Source organism: Thioalkalivibrio sp. AKL9 (assembly GCF_000377825.1).
Classification (GTDB): domain Bacteria; phylum Pseudomonadota; class Gammaproteobacteria; order Ectothiorhodospirales; family Ectothiorhodospiraceae; genus Thioalkalivibrio; species Thioalkalivibrio versutus.
In genome coordinates this window covers 16,711-31,564 of sequence record NZ_KB905116.1, presented here as the reverse complement: position 1 = coordinate 31,564, position 14,854 = coordinate 16,711, and the positions used below count along the sequence as shown (strand labels likewise).

At 67.2% G+C, this 14,854-nt stretch carries 16 protein-coding genes; 7 read left to right on the top strand and 9 right to left on the bottom strand.

All coding sequences use genetic code 11. The annotated features are described in order from the left end of the window. Positions 1-5: 5 nt before the first annotated feature. The 4 genes from D573_RS0111945 to D573_RS0111930 all read right to left on the bottom strand — a co-directional run bounded on the left by D573_RS0111945 (position 6) and on the right by D573_RS0111930 (position 4,143). Positions 6-719, bottom strand: a complete 714-nt coding sequence (locus D573_RS0111945) for a DsbC family protein (RefSeq protein ID WP_018938800.1) — start codon at positions 717-719, stop codon at positions 6-8. Positions 720-810: 91 nt separating this feature from the next. Then, entirely contained in the window at positions 811-1,716 is a 906-nt protein-coding gene (gene xerD / locus D573_RS0111940; protein ID WP_018938799.1) for a site-specific tyrosine recombinase XerD, read from the bottom strand. Between the two features lie 3 nt (positions 1,717-1,719). After that, positions 1,720-2,538, bottom strand: a complete 819-nt coding sequence (locus D573_RS0111935) for a slipin family protein (RefSeq protein WP_018168176.1) — start codon at positions 2,536-2,538, stop codon at positions 1,720-1,722. Positions 2,539-2,577: 39 nt separating this feature from the next. Next, positions 2,578-4,143, bottom strand: coding sequence for a nodulation protein NfeD (locus tag D573_RS0111930; protein ID WP_018938798.1), 1,566 nt, complete (start codon positions 4,141-4,143; stop codon positions 2,578-2,580). Between the two features lie 127 nt (positions 4,144-4,270). Between D573_RS0111930 and mobA the strand changes: the two genes are divergently transcribed. The 3 genes from mobA to glp are packed head-to-tail and all read left to right on the top strand — an operon-like array spanning position 4,271 to position 6,718. After that, complete coding sequence (mobA, locus tag D573_RS0111925; RefSeq protein ID WP_018938797.1) at positions 4,271-4,852, top strand: molybdenum cofactor guanylyltransferase MobA; 582 nt, start codon at positions 4,271-4,273, stop codon at positions 4,850-4,852. A 52-nt stretch (positions 4,853-4,904) separates the two neighbouring features. Continuing rightward, positions 4,905-5,447, top strand: a complete 543-nt coding sequence (gene mobB, locus D573_RS0111920; RefSeq protein ID WP_018938796.1) for a molybdopterin-guanine dinucleotide biosynthesis protein B — start codon at positions 4,905-4,907, stop codon at positions 5,445-5,447. A gap of 14 nt (positions 5,448-5,461) precedes the next feature. Then, positions 5,462-6,718, top strand: coding sequence for a gephyrin-like molybdotransferase Glp (glp, locus tag D573_RS0111915; RefSeq protein WP_018168180.1), 1,257 nt, complete (start codon positions 5,462-5,464; stop codon positions 6,716-6,718). Positions 6,719-6,737: 19 nt separating this feature from the next. Here glp and D573_RS0111910 read toward each other — a convergent pair whose 3' ends face one another. Further along, positions 6,738-7,091 carry a PilZ domain-containing protein gene (locus D573_RS0111910; protein ID WP_018168181.1) on the bottom strand — a complete coding sequence of 118 codons (354 nt, stop codon included), beginning with the start codon at positions 7,089-7,091 and terminating at the stop codon, positions 6,738-6,740. Positions 7,092-7,150: 59 nt separating this feature from the next. Here D573_RS0111910 and D573_RS0111905 point away from each other — a divergent pair, with 59 nt between their 5' ends. Together D573_RS0111905 and D573_RS15000 are read left to right on the top strand one after the other, a co-directional pair. Beyond that, positions 7,151-7,690 carry an RDD family protein gene (locus tag D573_RS0111905; RefSeq protein WP_018938795.1) on the top strand — a complete coding sequence of 180 codons (540 nt, stop codon included), beginning with the start codon at positions 7,151-7,153 and terminating at the stop codon, positions 7,688-7,690. Positions 7,691-7,930: 240 nt separating this feature from the next. Beyond that, on the top strand, positions 7,931-8,314 hold the full coding sequence (locus D573_RS15000) for a transposase (RefSeq protein WP_081618762.1): 384 nt from the start codon (positions 7,931-7,933) through the stop codon (positions 8,312-8,314). Here D573_RS15000 and D573_RS14400 read toward each other — a convergent pair. After that, positions 8,201-9,361: an IS30 family transposase gene (locus D573_RS14400; RefSeq protein ID WP_081618765.1), complete on the bottom strand. Its 1,161-nt coding sequence runs from the start codon at positions 9,359-9,361 to the stop codon at positions 8,201-8,203. The two genes, D573_RS15000 and D573_RS14400, sit on opposite strands and share 114 nt — an antisense overlap. A gap of 91 nt (positions 9,362-9,452) precedes the next feature. Here D573_RS14400 and D573_RS0111895 point away from each other — a divergent pair, with 91 nt between their 5' ends. Further along, on the top strand, positions 9,453-10,334 hold the full coding sequence (locus tag D573_RS0111895; protein ID WP_018938793.1) for an IS3 family transposase: 882 nt from the start codon (positions 9,453-9,455) through the stop codon (positions 10,332-10,334). A gap of 105 nt (positions 10,335-10,439) precedes the next feature. Here the strand turns inward: D573_RS0111895 and D573_RS0111890 are convergent, their stop codons facing one another. Genes D573_RS0111890 through lptF form a run of 3 tightly spaced genes read right to left on the bottom strand, consistent with a single transcriptional unit; the run spans position 10,440 to position 13,278 of the window. Then, entirely contained in the window at positions 10,440-11,084 is a 645-nt protein-coding gene (locus D573_RS0111890) for a GDSL-type esterase/lipase family protein (protein WP_018938792.1), read from the bottom strand. Then, positions 11,081-12,154 (bottom strand): LPS export ABC transporter permease LptG, encoded by a 1,074-nt coding sequence (gene lptG / locus D573_RS0111885; RefSeq protein ID WP_018938791.1) that lies wholly within the window; start codon positions 12,152-12,154, stop codon positions 11,081-11,083. The genes D573_RS0111890 and lptG overlap by 4 nt, the downstream gene beginning before the upstream one ends. Continuing rightward, a complete protein-coding gene (lptF, locus tag D573_RS0111880; protein WP_018938790.1) occupies positions 12,151-13,278 on the bottom strand; it encodes an LPS export ABC transporter permease LptF in 1,128 nt (375 codons plus the stop codon). Before lptF ends, lptG begins: the two co-directional genes overlap by 4 nt. 88 nt (positions 13,279-13,366) lie before the next feature. Here lptF and D573_RS0111875 point away from each other — a divergent pair, with 88 nt between their 5' ends. Beyond that, on the top strand, positions 13,367-14,845 hold the full coding sequence (locus tag D573_RS0111875; protein WP_018938789.1) for a leucyl aminopeptidase: 1,479 nt from the start codon (positions 13,367-13,369) through the stop codon (positions 14,843-14,845). Positions 14,846-14,854 lie beyond the last annotated feature (9 nt).

Genomic DNA, 14,854 nt, shown 5'->3' with positions numbered 1-14,854 from the left:
GGATATCAGTTGCTGCCGAGGATGCGCTCGATCACCGCCTGCGGTTCCTGGTAGCCGGACATCTGTTGTCCGCTCTCCGTGATCAGCGCCGGGGTGCCGCGAATCCCGAGCTGCTGGCCCATGGCCATATGTTCGTCCTGCGGCGTGGCGCAGCTGCCATCGATGTCATCCAACTTGTCGCCTTCCTTGGCGCGGTCCATCGCCTCTTCGCGATCATCCGCACACCAAGTGCGATTCATGATCTCCGGGGAATCGCGGCCGAGGACCGGGAACATCAGGTAGCGCACCTTGATTCCAGCCGCCAGATACTCCGGGAGGTCCTTGTGCATCTCGCGGCAGTAGGGACAGTTCGGATCGGTAAAGATATTCAACACGCCGCGGGTGTCGCCATCCGGCGAGTAGGTCACCAGCTCGCTGTCGCCGATGGCGGCGAACATGTCGGCGCGCACCCCGCTGAGCGCGGCCTGGGTCAGGTTCTCGCGGGTGTCCAGATCGACCAGGTTGCCCTGAATCAGATAGCGGCCGTCCCCGGACACATAGAGGATATCGGTGCCGTAGCGCACCTCGTAGATGCCAGCCATCGGGGTCTCCCGGATGCTGTCGGCCTCGGCATCCGGAATCACCCGGGCCATGGTTTCCTCGATGGCATCGGTCGCCATGACCGGGGTGCTGAACACGGCCAGGGCCGCGGCAAGGGGAAGAACGCGTTTCAGGAGCATGGATTCTCTCGTGTCAGTACAGAAAACGGAGCCAGTCTAGCAGCCCCCACGCGGGGAACCTGCGAAAGCTGGCAAGAGTGCGTAATAGACGTCAGCCGCGGGGATGATGTTCCGCATGCAGGCTTTGCAGACGGGCGCGTGCGACGTGGGTATAGATTTGCGTGGTCGAGAGGCTGCTGTGGCCCAGCAGCATCTGCACCACGCGCAGGTCCGCCCCGTGATCGAGCAGGTGGGTCGCGAAGGCGTGGCGCAGGGTATGCGGCGACAGCGGCGACTCGATGCCGGCACGGCGCGCATGGGCCTTGATGCGGTACCAGAAGGCCTGGCGCGTCAGCCCGCGCCCGCGGCGGGTGACGAACACGGTCTCGCAGGGAGGGTGTTCGTCCATCAGGTCCGGCCGCGCCTCGCGCTGGAAACGGGCCAGCCAGTGCGCCGCCTCCTCGCCCAGCGGCACCAGGCGTTCCTTGTCGCCCTTGCCGGTGATGCGCACCACGCCCTGGCGGCTGTTCACCTCCGACTGCTCCAGGCCCACCAGTTCCGACACGCGCAGGCCGGTGGCGTACATCAGCTCCAGCATCGCGCGGTCGCGCAGGCCCACCGCGGTCTCGAGATCGGGCGCCTGCAACAGGGCGTCCACCTGGGCCTCGGACAGGCTGGCCGGCAACGGGCGTCCGGCGCGGGGCGATTCGATCCCGGCACTGGGGTCATCCTCGCGCTCGCCCTGATAGACCCGATAGCGATAGAAACGCCGGATGCTGGACAGCGCCCGGGTAATGGACTTCGGCCGGGCCCCGGCCTGCATGCGCGCGCTGATGTACCCCAGCAGGTCGGGCGCCCCGGCGGTCTCCAGGTCCACGCCCCTGGGCTCCAGCCAGTGCGCCAGGCCCTCCAGATCGCGGCGGTACGCCGCCAGGGTGTGATCGGAGAGCCCCTCGACCGCCCAGAGCTCGTCCAGGAAACGATCGAGGGGCGACGAGGTCGTCTCGGCGCTGGTCACGCGTTACGGCTGGCCGCCCCCGGGATTGCCCGGATTGCCCGGTGCCCCCGGGGTCTCGGCGCGGAATTTTCCGGCCAGGCTCTCGAACACCTTGGTCAGTTCCAGCGGCAGCGGGAAGAAGATGCTGTTGGCGGTGCCGTTGGTCGACATGTCGGCCATGGTCTGCAGGTAGCGCAGCTGCAGCGCGGCCGGGCTCGCCTCCATCTTCTGCGCGGCCTGCACCAGCTTCTCGGCCGCCTGCAGTTCGCCCTCGGCGTGGATGACCTTGGCGCGGCGTTCGCGCTCGGCCTCGGCCTGGCGGGCGATCGCGCGGATCATCGAGTCGTCCAGGTCGACGTGCTTGATCTCGACGTTGGTGACCTTGATGCCCCAGGCATCCGTCTGCGAGTCGAGGATCTCCTGGATGTCGTTGTTCAGCTTGTCGCGCTCGGAGAGCATCTCGTCGAGATCATGCTTGCCGAGGACCGAGCGCAATGTGGTCTGCGCCAGCTGGCTGGTCGCGGCGTAATAGTCCTCCACCTGGATCACCGACTTGGCCGAATCCACCACGCGGAAGTACAGCACCGCGTTGACCCGTACCGTCACGTTGTCCTGGGAGATCACGTCCTGACTGGGTACGTCGAGGGTGATGATGCGCAGGTCGATCCGCACGATCTGCTGGATGCCCGGGATGACGATGATCAGGCCCGGACCCTTGACCGCCTGGAACCGCCCCAGGAAGAAGATGACGCCACGCTCGTACTCGCGCAGCACCTTGATCGACATCACGATGATGGCGATCAGGATGACTAGCGGAACGACAAAGAAACCGAGATCGTTCATGTCCTGCTCCTTCTACGTTGTGAGTACTGCACCGGCCGGTCAGCCGGTCGATGCAGTGCCCGGGGTGTCCTCTTCGGTCGCGGGTTCGACCTGCAACTTGAGTCCGTCGATGGCGGTCACCCGCACCTTCTGCCCCTCGCGCACGGGTGCCGAGGTCTCCGCGTTCCACTGCTCGCTGTGGACCCAGACCCGGCCGCTGCGTTCAAAGTCCTCGCGTGCCTCACCGAGCATGCCGATCATCTCTTCATAACCGGTGGCGGGCTTCTTGCCACGCAGCTTGAACAACCGGCCCAACACCCAGACCGACAGGATGCCGATGGCGATGGCCGTGCCAATCACCAGCGGCAGGGCCACGTTCAGGTTGGGATCGTCCCACAAAATAATCGAACCGGTCGTAAACGCCACGATTCCTCCTATGCCCAGGGCCCCGAAACTGGGCACAAAGGCCTCCGCGACCATAAAGATCATCCCCAGCAGCATCAGCGCCAGACCCGCATAGTTCACCGGCATCACCTGCAGCGCGAAGAACGCTAGGATCAGCGCGATCGAGCCAATCACGCCGGGATAGATCGCGCCCGGATTGGCCAGCTCGAAGATGATGCCGTAGATCCCCAGCAGCATCAGGATATAGGCAATGTTCGGGTTGGTGATCACGGACAGCAACTGGGTGCGCCAGTCCGGGTCCATGCGCACGATCTCCAGTCCCTCGGTGGAGAGGGTGCGCTCACCGTCGTGCATGCGCACGGTATGCCCGTCGATCTGGGCGAGCAGGTCGTCCAGGTTGTCCGCCACAAAGTCGATGACGTTCTGCTCCAGCGCCGCGGAGGCGGTCAGGTTGGAACCCTCGCGTACCGTCTCCTCCGCCCAGTCGGCGTTGCGATCATAGCGCTCGGCCAGACCGCGGATGTACGAGACCGCGTCCTCCAGCACCTTCCGCCCCATCGCGTCGTCGCCACGCCGCGGGGCCGCCTCGTCCTCCAGCAGCTCTTCCTCGCTGGCCGGCTCCACCTCGCCGTTGGCCGTTCCGTTACCGTCCGCGGGCTCGTCCGCCGCCGCATCCGTATCATCGTTGCGCGCGTCGCCATTGTCCTCGTCGGCGTCCTCGTCATCGCGGGCGCCCTCGTCCGCTGCCGGCGGATCCATGCCCGGGAGCCCACCGCCCCCCATCTGCACCGGCGTGGCCGACCCCAGATTGGTGGCCGGGGTCATGGCCGCCACATGCGACCCGTAGAGCATGTAGGTGCCGGCACTGGCCGCGCGCGAGCCCGCCGGGTGGACATACGTCACCACCGGCACGTCCGATTGCAGGATGTTCTTGATGATGCTGCGCATACTGGAATCCAGTCCGCCGGGGGTATCCAGCATCAGGATCATGATCTCGGCGTCTTCCGCCTCCGCGCGTTCAATGCCGCGACGGATGTAATCGCCGGTGGCCGGGCCGATGGCGTCCTCCACGGTCAGCATCAGACCGTGGCGATCCCCGGTATCGGCCATGCTCGCCGCCACCAGCCAGCCGGCGCCCAGCAACAGGCAGGTCAGCCACAACAGATGTCGCCAGGGGCGCCATCCGCCCTGTCCCGCGTTGCGCCCGAATGGAACCCGCATGGGCTTCCTCTCCCGTCAGGATGGATTCGTCGTACACTGCGTGCGCACACGCGACAGCCGACACCACCACGATAAACCAAAGCCCGGACCGGCGCCGAACCCGCAGACCCGCATGGAAACGCAGGCAATGCAGACCCCGCCCGAAACCCTCATCGCCGTGATCCTGGCCGGCGGCCAGGGCCGCCGCATGGGCGGGTGCAACAAGGGCTGGGTCGAGTACCACGGGCGCCCGCTGATCGAACACGCGATCGAGCGCCTGCAGCCCCAGGCCGCACAGCTGGCCATCAGCAGCAATACCGATATCGACCGCTATCGGGCGCTGGGGTTTCCCTGTCTGTGCGATCGGCACCCGGATTACCGCGGCCCGCTGGCCGGGATCGCGGCGACCTTCGCAGCCTTCCCCGGCCAGAGCCTCCTGTGCGCCCCGGTGGACGCCCCGCATTGCCCGCGGGATCTCGGCGAACGCCTGCAACAGGCCGTGGACCGGGAACACGCCCCGGCCGCGGTCGCCCACGACGGCGAACGGCTGCAGCCGCTGTTCGCGCTGCTGCGCCCGACCCTGGCGCAGGCCCTGCTGGACGACCTGGAGCGCGGGTCCCTGGCCGCGGGACGCTGGTTCCGCGACATGGGTGCAATCCCCGTCGATTTTTCCGATCAGCCGCAGGCGTTCGCCAACATCAACACACCGGATGACCTGGGGCGGGACTGATCATGATCGCTATACTTTCGATCCCGAACCGCAGTGCCCGGGAACGACGCCCATGACCGAACCGACCACCCCCTCGCCCCTGCCCCGCATCGCCTTCGCCGCCTGGAGCGGCAGCGGCAAGACCACCCTGCTCAAGGGCGTGATCCCGGCCCTGCGCGCCCGCGGCCTGCGCCCGGCAATGATCAAGCACGCCCACCACGAGTTCGACGTGGACAAGCCGGGCAAGGACAGCTTTGAGCTGCGCCACTCCGGGGCGGACCAGATGCTGGTCGCCTCCGGGCGGCGCTACGCCCTGATGGTGGAGACGCCGGAGACCGACGACGGCCGCGTGCCGGATCTGGACATGCTGTGCGCGCGGCTGGACCCGCGCCGCTCCGACCTGATCCTGGTCGAGGGCTTCAAGCAGTGGGACCTGCCGAAGATCGAGGTGCACCGCCCGTCGGTCGGCAAGCCGCCGCTGTACCGCGAGGTCGCCGGGGTGATCGCGGTGGCCACCGATGCCCCGACCCTGGACTTCAACGGCCCACTGCTGCCGGTCAACGACCCCGACGCAGTGGCCGCCTTCATCATCGACTACCTGAATATCCATCCCTGAAGCGGAGACATCCCATGCCCGAGGCTGCCCCCGGTTGCGACGAATTCGACCCTAGCGCCAAGACCCTGGAACAGGCCCGTGCCGCGATCCTGGAGGCCTGCCGGACGATCACCCAGAGCGAACAGGTCACGCTGGAAGAGGCCCTCGGGCGCACCCTGGCCCAGCCGATTCACGCACGCATCGACGTGCCACCGGCGGCGGTCTCGGCCATGGATGGCTACGCCCTGCGCGCCGCGGACGCAACGGACGGGGCCTGTCTCGCACTGGTGGGCACATCGGCGGCCGGGCATCCCTGGGATGGCGAGCTGCAGCCCGGCCAGTGCCTGCGCATCCTGACCGGCGCGGTCGTCCCGGCCGGGGCCGAACTGGTCATCATGCAGGAGCAGGTGCAGCGGGACGGGGAATCGATCACCCTGCAAAACGGCGGCCTGACAACGGGACACAACATCCGTGGACCGGGCAGTGACACCGCCGCCGGCAGCCCGCTATATGCTTCCGGGCAGCGCATCGGCGCCGCCGAGATCGGGGTCCTGGCCAGTCAGGGTATCGCCCGGGTAAGCGTGCTGCGCCGGCCGCGCGTGGCCTTCTTCTCGACCGGGGACGAACTGGTCCCCGTCGATCAACCGCTGGGCCCGGGACAGATCCACGACAGCAACCGCCACACGCTGCGCGCGCTGCTGAGCGCCTATCCGGTGGAGGTACTGGACTACGGCGTGATCCGCGACACCGAGGCGGAGGTCTCACGAGCCCTGACCCGGGCCGGTGCGGACGCGGACATGATCATCACCACCGGGGGCGTCTCGGTGGGCGATGCCGATCACGTGACCCGCGTACTGCAGGCCTCGGGACAAGTCGGTTTCTGGAAGCTGGCGATCAAGCCCGGACGGCCACTGGCATTCGGACAGTTCGGCCGCGCGCATTTCTTCGGCCTGCCCGGCAACCCGGTGGCGGTGATGACCACCTTCGCCCTGCTGGTGCGCCCGGCCTTGCTGCAGCTGGCCGGGCGCGACGCGACCGAGCCGCAGACCCTGAACGCCCGCCTGCTGGAGGATCTGTACAAGACCCCGGGCCGCAAGGACTTCCAGCGCGCGTTACTCGAGACCGACGACCGCGGCTGGGTGGTCCGCGCAGCCGGCGGCCAGGGCTCGCACCAGCTGCGCGCGATGAGCGAGGCCAACGCCTACGTGGTTTTGCCCCGCGAGTCCAGCGGGGCCCGGGCGGGGGACTGGGTGGAGGTGCTGCCGTTCCGGGAGATCTTCCCGGAGGTGTGACCCGGGTTTCCGCCCGCGCTCAGGGGGACTGGACGAGCGCGGCGAATTCCCGCTCCAGCAGGGCCTCGTCACCCAGGTTGAGCTCGACCAGGCGCCGCAGGTGCGATGCGGATTCGAGCGGCATCGCCTCGATCTCCACGCCCAGCCACAGGCCTTCGTGCCAGCACACGCGGCCCTCGACGGTGATGCGCGCCTCGCCGCTGAGCGGGATATCGACGCTGACCTCGTCCCCATCGGCCAGGACCGGAAGATCCGCGCCCTCCAGCAGCACCCCCTTCAGGGAGATATCCTCCACGCGAACCGCGCAGTCCCCGCCGTCGGTGAGCAGGGTAGCCGGAAATTCCAGAGGGATACGTTGAAAGCGTCGCTCCATACGGCAAGACTACGCCCACTCCGCGCCTGCGGCCAAATCCAGAACCATCCGGGAATCCCATGACCGAAACCGCCGCCTCGTCCGTCGACGGCCAGCCGACCAGTCTGCTCCGCCGCCTGGCCGCCATCGTCTACGATGCCCTGCTGCTGGTGGCGATCTGGATGGTCCTTGGCCTGCTGGTGGTTGTCCTCGGCAATACCACCGGGCTGTACTCGCCGCGTGTGCACTTCGTGCTCAACCTGATCGTGGCCTGGGGCTTCTTCTACTGGTTCTGGACCCGCACCGGACAGACGCTTGGCATGCAGGCCTGGAACATCCAGCTGCGCACCGAGGGTGGCCACGCGGTCAATGCCTGGCAGGCCACCCTGCGCTACCTGGTCGCGGTGGCCCAGTGGCTAGTAATCCTGATAGCGATCTGGGCGGTGCGCGAGCACGGCGCCGTGGCGATCACCGTGGTCACGGCGGCGGCGCTGTTCGCGCTCGGCCTGTCGCAGTTCCACCCGCGCCGCTGGATGCTGCACGACTGGCTCTCCAGCACCGAGTTGGTACGCATTCAGGGCCTGGCCAAGCCCCGCTGGAAACAGAACCGCAAGAGCTGATCCCGAGCCGGTTTTTTATTTCACCACGAAGCACACGAAGACGGGCAAGGTCAAAAGCCGTCCTGATGAGCGATCACGTTCAACCAGCCGCCGGATCGTAGGGGCGTAGGATGGGATGAGCGCAGCGAATCCCATCAAGGAACGGGCACAACGCGGGAAATGGTGCGTTTCGCTGTGCTGGTCTAATGTTGGTGGACACCTCGATCGGTGGAATGATGAGGATCTGATCGAGGAGACGATATGGGACGCAGGAATTTTGATCCGGAGTACAAGCTTCGGGTTGCCCGGATGGTGGTGGACGAGGGCCAGGGTGTGCCGCAGGTGGTGCGGGATACGGGGGTCGGCGAGACGGCGGTCCGGCGCTGGGTCGAGCAGCTCAAGGCGGATCGATCCGGCGAGGCGGGTGATGGTCGCCCCCTGACGCCGGAACAACGCCGGATCCGGGAGCTGGAGGAAGAGAACCGCCGACTGCGAGAGGACAAGGCCCTACTAAAAAAGGCTTCGGTGAGTTCAACCGGTCGACGCAACAGTGGCCATGAGTTTATCCGCCGGGGAGATAAAGCCCAAGGTTTTCCGCGGTCGCCGATTCAGGCGGAGGGCGATTTCATCCAGGTCGGTCTGTGAGAAGCCGGCCAGTTCCGTCCCCTTGGGGAAGTACTGGCGCAGCAGGCGGTTGGTATTCTCGTTGGTGCCGCGCTGCCAGGGGCTCTGCGGGTCACAGAAGTAGACCTTCACATCCGTGTCGGCGGTGAAGGCCTTATGGCTGGCCATCTCGCTGCCGCGATCCCAGGTCAGGGTTCGCCACATCTCGCGCGGGAGTCTGCGGACCTCGCGGCTGAGCGCGCTCGCGACACTCGCCGCATCCTTGCCTTGGACCTTCACCAGCATCGTAAAGCGGGAGTGGCGCTCGACGAGCGTGGCGATGTGGCTGTTCTTCGCCCCGGAGATCAGGTCCCCTTCCCAGTGGCCCGGTATCGCACGATCTTCCACTTCCGCCGGACGCTCTCGGATCGAGATTGCATCAATAATCTGGCCTCGCGGCTGTCCTTCCGTGCTCGCAAGGCGGGAGCGGCGCATCATCCGGCGCGAACGCAGGTGCTTCAGCAATTCTTTCTTGAGTACGCCGCGAGCCTGAATGAAGAGGCTGCGGTAAATCGTCTCGTGGGAGATGTGCATGCTGGACGTACCTGGATACTGAACCCGTAGCCATCCTGCGATTTGCTCGGGCGACCAGTCCAATTCGAGCTTCTCTGCCACGATTTCTTGTAGTGGAACATGCGTTGCGAGCCGACAGGGCTTCGGGCGCCGCGCCCGATCCCACGCTCGACTATCGGCCACAGTGGCGCGATATGTACGGCGGGTGCCGTGGCGTGCAATCTCGCGGCTGATCGTGGAAGGGGCGCGCTGGAGGGTCGCGGCAATCTGACGGATCGATGCCCCGCCAGCAAGGTTGCGGGAGATCTCCTCGCGCTCTGAGGGCGTCAACGCCAGACGAGACCTGCAACGCTCGGCAGGGGCAATTCCGCCTCGCGCGGCGACGACGCCATGAATCGAACCAGCCTGTTTGCCCAGCGCTCGGCCAATGTCACTGAGCGACTCGCCGGCTTGCCACCGTGCCCAAAGCTCAGCCCTCTGTTTGGCCGAGAATCCCGGCCTCCCCATTTGCTCCATATGCAACACCCCCAAACGCAGTATTAGGACCGAAGGTGTTGCATCGATCAATTGAACTCACCTCGGCCTTCTTCGCCCGGGAACTGCTGTGATGTATCGCTGCATCACGACGCTGGCGAAGAAGGCTCCGGTGAAGCGGGTGTGTGATCTGCTGGAGGTGAACCGGTCGGGCTACTACGCGGCGCAGACGCGCCGCCGGCGGCCGCGCCAGCCGTGTGCACTGGAGGCACGGGTCAAGGAGGCGTTCGAGCAGTCGGAATGGACCTACGGCAGCCGCCGTGTGCAGGCCGCCCTGCGTTCGGACGGTGTGACGGTGGGCCGCTACCGGGTCCGCCGTCTGATGCGGGAACAGGGCCTGCGCCCGGTCTGGAAGCGGGCGTTCGTCGTGACCACCCAGCGGGATGCGACCGCGCCGGTGGTGGAAAACCACCTGGACCGGCAGTTCCAGCCATCGCGCCCGAACGCGGCCTGGGTGACGGATATCACCTACATCCGGACCCGCACCGGCTGGACGTATCTGGCGGCGGTGCTGGACCTGTTCAACCGCAAGGTGGTGGGCTGGTCCATGAGCCGAAGGCTGGATGCCGAGTTGGCCTGCAGTGCGCTACGCATGGCGCTGCAGAGCCGGCAACCCGAGCCCGGTCTGCTGGTCCACTCCGACCAGGGCTGTCAGTACACCAGCGACGCCTGGCGGCGTGTGCTGGCGCAGCACGGCGCCCGGGCCAGCATGAGCCGGCGGGGTAACTGCTGGGACAATGCGGTGGCCGAGCGCTTCTTCCTGAACCTGAAGATGGAGCGGGTCTGGCGGCGGGACTACGCCAACCATGGCGAGGCCACCCGGGACATCACCGACTACATCGTCGGCTTCTACAACGAGCGCCGAATGCACTCGACCTTGGGCTACCTGTCGCCCAACGCCTACGAGCGAAAATGGACAGCCGAACCTCCTATCGAGGTGTCCGAAATCGCTTGACCACTACACGCTGCGCTCAACAGCACCCTACCGCGGCGGAAGGAGCCTGCCTTTGGGAGAACGTTCCCTGCAATGGGCTGAAGCTCGTTGCTAATTGAACAACCCTCAGGGGGCGAGCCAGAGGCCGAGGTCGTCCAGGGCCTCGGCAATCTCGTCGGCGATGCGACGGTAACCACGGGCGTTGGGGTGCACGGGGTCGGCGCGCAGCTCGCGCTCGGACAACACGCCGGAGAGCACGCCCTCGATCAGGGCCACCTGTTCCTCGCGGGCGAGTTCGCGATAGATCGGATCGTCCCGCAGGCGCCCGGTGGCGGCCCCCAGGGCCGAGGCCCGCGGCACCCCCAGCAGCAATGGCTCGGCCCCGTGTTCATGCACCGCTGCCACCAGGGCGCGCAAATCCTCCTTGACCGCGGCGGGATCGCGCTGGCGCAGAAAGTCGTTGCCGCCCAGCCAGATCAGCACCAGGTCCGGCTGGTGTTCGCGCAGGCTGGGCTCCAGGCGCCCGCGGGCGCTGCTGGCGCGGTCGCCCGGCACCCCGTCATTGATGAGTGTCCAGCCGGTGATCGCCGCCAGCCGCGCCGGATAGTCCTCGCCCGAACCCGCCCCGGTCCCGTGGGTCACGCTGTCGCCGAAGGCGAGCACCGTGGCCTGGCGCGGGAGTGGCTCGAAGTCGCCCGGGCCCGCGCCACCACAGGCCGCCAGCAGGGCCGCCAGCACGATCAGGAACCCGCCGCGCAGCCAAACCCTCATGTCTGACGTCCCATGCGTTGCAGCGCCACCAGCGCGAAAATCAGGAACAGCACCACCGGCAAGCTCGCCGCAACCACCGGCGGCAGGTTGTAGACCAGCCCCAAATGGGTCATCGCGCGCATCACGATGGCGAACGACACGCCGATGGCGATGCCGATGAACAGGCGCCGCCCGGCACCACCCTCGCGCTGCGAGCCGAACAGGAACGGGATCGCCAGCAGCAGCATCACGAAGGTGCTGGCCGGCAGGGTCAGTCGCTGCCAGAACGCGACCTCGTAGGGGGCCGAGTCCAGGCGATTTTCCTGCAGGTAGTCGATGTAGCGCGCCAGGTTCTGCGCCGCCATCTGGCTGGGCTCGACCACCAGAATGTCGAAGTACTCCGGCGCGATCAGGCGCTCGATGACCTCCTCCTCCAGGCGTTCGGGCTCGACGCGCTCCAGCGACAGCCGCGAACGCTCCACGCCCTGCAGCCGCCAGGCCCCGTCCACGTACTGCGCGCTCTGCGCACGCGTAATCTCGCGCGGCTCGCGGTTCGCATCCACCTCGATGATGCGCACGCTGATCAGGCGGTTGCCCGGCAGCACCGCATCCGCCTGCACCATACGCTGGCCATCGCGCGCCCAGAGCCCGATGGGGCTCACACTCAGCTGTTCATCGAAGGCGCTGGCCTTCAGGTTCTGTGCACGACTCTCGGCCGCAGGAGCGAAGAACTCGCCGACCACCACCATCACGACCACGACCACCAGTCCGGCCTGCATCACCCAGCCGATGAAGCGCCCAAGCGTCATTCCGGCGGCCCGCATCGCGGTCAGCTCGCTGTTGGCGGCCAGATTGCCCAGCCACAAGAGTCCTCCGAGCAGCGCCGCCGGGGGCAGCATGTCGTACATCCGCCGCGGCAGGGTCAGCGCTACATACAGCAGCGCCTCGGTCAGGCCATAGTTGCCACGCCCGGTGTCGCGGAGCTCGTCAATCAGCGCGAAGACCGCATCCAGCGCCACCAGCAGGACCACGGCCAGCGCGGTCCCGATCAGGACCTGGCGCATGATGTAGCGACCCAGTACGGTCGTCACGAAGCCACCTCGTCACGCTCCACGCGGCGAGGGCCGCCACCCGCTCCCCGGCCAAGGCCCAGCATGCCCTTGCGCCAGGCCAGCCATAGCCAGAAAACCAGCATCAGCCCGTGCGTCCACCAGAGCCCCAGGGCCAGTGGCGTACGGCCATCCGCCAGCTGCCCCTGACCCAGGATCAGGAAGTTCGCGTACAGCACGTAGACCCCGATGGCCGCCGGGATGCGGGCATAACGCCCGGAACGGGGCGGCACCTGGGCCAGCGGCAGTGCAATCAGGGTCAGCACCAGGATGGACAGTGGCATCGCAATGCGCCATTCGAGCTCCGCACGATGGTCCGGCCGATCACGCTCCGCCCACAGCTGAAGCGTCGACATCGCGTTCAGCGAGCGCCGCCCAGCCCCGGCATCCGGCTCGGTGATCTGGGTCCGCAGGCGCTCGAACTCGAGCATGCGGAAGCTGCCCTCGCCGGGCACGCCGACATGGCGATAGCCGTTCTCGAGGATCAGGAAACCACTGCCCTCCGCCCCCGGGTCGGGGATCGCGCGCTCGGCTACGGTCACCTGCGCCTCGCCGTCGACCTCGCGGTAGATGAACACCTCCAGCAAGGCCTCGCGGTCCTCGCTCAGGCGCTCGGCAAAAAAGACCTGCTCGCCAACCCGCGAGCGCAGGAAGCGCCCGGGCGTAATGCCGATCAGGTCGGAGCGTGTCTCGGCGAGGTCGCGCAGTTGGTCGATCTGGGCCTCGGTGCGTGGCACCACCAGCGTCATCAGCACCAGCAACAGCAGCGTGGCTGGCGCAGCCACCCAGAACAGCGCGCGATAAAACGCGGCGAAGGACATGCCGCTGGCCTGTAGCGCCACCAGCTCGCTGTCGCGCTGCAAACGGCCCAGCACCAGCATGAAGGCCAGGAACAGCGCCACCGGCCAAAGGAACACAATGCCCTTGAACGCGCCGAAGGCGACCATGCCCGGCAGGAAATCCACGGGGATACTGCCCTCGGCGACATCGCGCAGCACCCGCCCCAACACGCCGCCGATGATCACCAGCAACAGCACGACGGTGACCGCGGTCTGCGTGACCAGCAGCTCGCGGGCGATAAGACGCTCGGCGCGGCGCAGGATCATGCGCGCATTACCCCGCGGCCCGCGCGGCGCGTGGCCGGGCGCCGCTTGGCGCTGGTACCATGATCGAACTCATTTTCGGGAGGCATTCATGCAATTCTCCGTCACCACCTCGACCCTCGACAAACCCCGCGCCGGCATCCGCGCCGCCGGGATCGCCCACAAGCGCAAGCCGGCCGCGGGCGCCACCGCCCTGGATGCCGCGCGCGATGGCGAGATCACCGCCCTGCTGAAGGCCGGCGAGATGGACGGCGAGGCCGGCAGCCGGCTGTTGCTGCCTACCGGTGGAGGCAAGGGTAACGCACTCCTGATCGGCCTGGGCGCGAAGAAAGACTTCGATGCCCGCGCCGCACGCAAGGCCGCGCAGACCCTGGCGGCCGCCCTGGTCGAGCGCCCCGCCACCAGCGCGGTGATCGCGGTGGCGGACTTCCAGCCGCGCGGCAAGGACATCGCCTGGACGGTGCATACCCTGGTGGCGGCGATCTCGGATGCCGCCTACCGCTTCACCCCGTTCAAGGGCAAGGAGAAGACCACCCCGGTGAAGCTGGAGAAGATCCAGCTCAGCGTGGAGCGCGACGAGGCCGAGGCGGCGAAGCGCGCCTGCAGCGAGGCTGCGGCGATCGCCACCGGCGTCAATCGCGCCAAGGACCTGGGCAATACCCCGCCGAATGTCTGCTACCCGGAGAGCCTGGCCGACACCGCGCGCGAAATGGCGAAGCAGAACAAGAAGCTGAAGACCACGGTGCTGGACGAGAAGGACCTGGAGAAACTCGGCGCCGGCGCAATCCTGGCCGTAGGCAAGGGCTCCGAGCGCCCGCCGCGCCTGATCGCCATGGAATACTCCGGCGGCAACAAGGGCGACGCCCCGGTGGTCCTGGTCGGCAAGGGCATCACCTTCGACACCGGCGGCATCTCGCTCAAGCCCGGTGCCGAGATGGACGAGATGAAGTACGACATGTGTGGCGCGGCCAGCGTGTTCGGCGTGATCGAGGCCTGCTGCGAACTGGAGTTGCCGATCAATGTGATCGGCGTGGTGACCAGCGCCGAGAACATGCCCGACGGCCGCGCGACCCGCCCCGGCGATATCATCACTACCCTGTCCGGGCAGACGGTGGAGATCCTGAACACCGACGCCGAGGGCCGCCTGGTCCTGGCCGACGCCCTGACCTGGGTCGAGCGCTACAAGCCGAAGGCGGTGATCGACATCGCCACCCTGACCGGTGCCTGCATCATCGCACTGGGGCACCAGGGCGCGGCCGTGCTCGGCAACAACGAGCGCCTGGCCAAGGGCCTGCTGGCCGCCGGCGAAGAGAGCGGGGATCGCGCCTGGCAGCTCCCGCTGTGGCCGGAGTACCAGGAACAGCTGAAGAGCAATTTCGCCGACATGGCCAACATCGGCGGGCGCCCGGCCGGCACCATCACCGCCGCCTGCTTCCTCTCGCGCTATACCGAGGACTACACCTGGGCGCATGTCGACATCGCCGGCGTGGCCTGGAAGAGCGGCAAGGAAAAGGGCGCGACCGGGCGCCCGGTGCCGATGCTGATGCGCTACCTGCTCGACCAGGCCTGATCGCGGTCC

What these genes read in the sequence shown, in the direction of transcription:
- D573_RS0111905 (WP_018938795.1), top strand. Translation starts at nt 7,151, where the DNA reads ATGACCGAAACCGCCGCCTCGTCCGTCGACGGCCAGCCGACCAGTCTG.
- D573_RS0111910 (WP_018168181.1), bottom strand. Translation starts at nt 7,091, where the DNA reads ATGGAGCGACGCTTTCAACGTATCCCTCTGGAATTTCCGGCTACCCTG.
- D573_RS0111875 (WP_018938789.1), top strand. Translation starts at nt 13,367, where the DNA reads ATGCAATTCTCCGTCACCACCTCGACCCTCGACAAACCCCGCGCCGGC.
- D573_RS14400 (WP_081618765.1), bottom strand. Translation starts at nt 9,361, where the DNA reads ATGGAGCAAATGGGGAGGCCGGGATTCTCGGCCAAACAGAGGGCTGAG.
- D573_RS0111895 (WP_018938793.1), top strand. Translation starts at nt 9,453, where the DNA reads ATGTATCGCTGCATCACGACGCTGGCGAAGAAGGCTCCGGTGAAGCGG.
- D573_RS0111935 (WP_018168176.1), bottom strand. Translation starts at nt 2,538, where the DNA reads ATGAACGATCTCGGTTTCTTTGTCGTTCCGCTAGTCATCCTGATCGCC.
- D573_RS15000 (WP_081618762.1), top strand. Translation starts at nt 7,931, where the DNA reads ATGGGACGCAGGAATTTTGATCCGGAGTACAAGCTTCGGGTTGCCCGG.
- D573_RS0111890 (WP_018938792.1), bottom strand. Translation starts at nt 11,084, where the DNA reads ATGAGGGTTTGGCTGCGCGGCGGGTTCCTGATCGTGCTGGCGGCCCTG.
- mobA (WP_018938797.1), top strand. Translation starts at nt 4,271, where the DNA reads ATGCAGACCCCGCCCGAAACCCTCATCGCCGTGATCCTGGCCGGCGGC.
- lptF (WP_018938790.1), bottom strand. Translation starts at nt 13,278, where the DNA reads ATGATCCTGCGCCGCGCCGAGCGTCTTATCGCCCGCGAGCTGCTGGTC.
- D573_RS0111945 (WP_018938800.1), bottom strand. Translation starts at nt 719, where the DNA reads ATGCTCCTGAAACGCGTTCTTCCCCTTGCCGCGGCCCTGGCCGTGTTC.
- D573_RS0111930 (WP_018938798.1), bottom strand. Translation starts at nt 4,143, where the DNA reads ATGCGGGTTCCATTCGGGCGCAACGCGGGACAGGGCGGATGGCGCCCC.
- glp (WP_018168180.1), top strand. Translation starts at nt 5,462, where the DNA reads ATGCCCGAGGCTGCCCCCGGTTGCGACGAATTCGACCCTAGCGCCAAG.
- mobB (WP_018938796.1), top strand. Translation starts at nt 4,905, where the DNA reads ATGACCGAACCGACCACCCCCTCGCCCCTGCCCCGCATCGCCTTCGCC.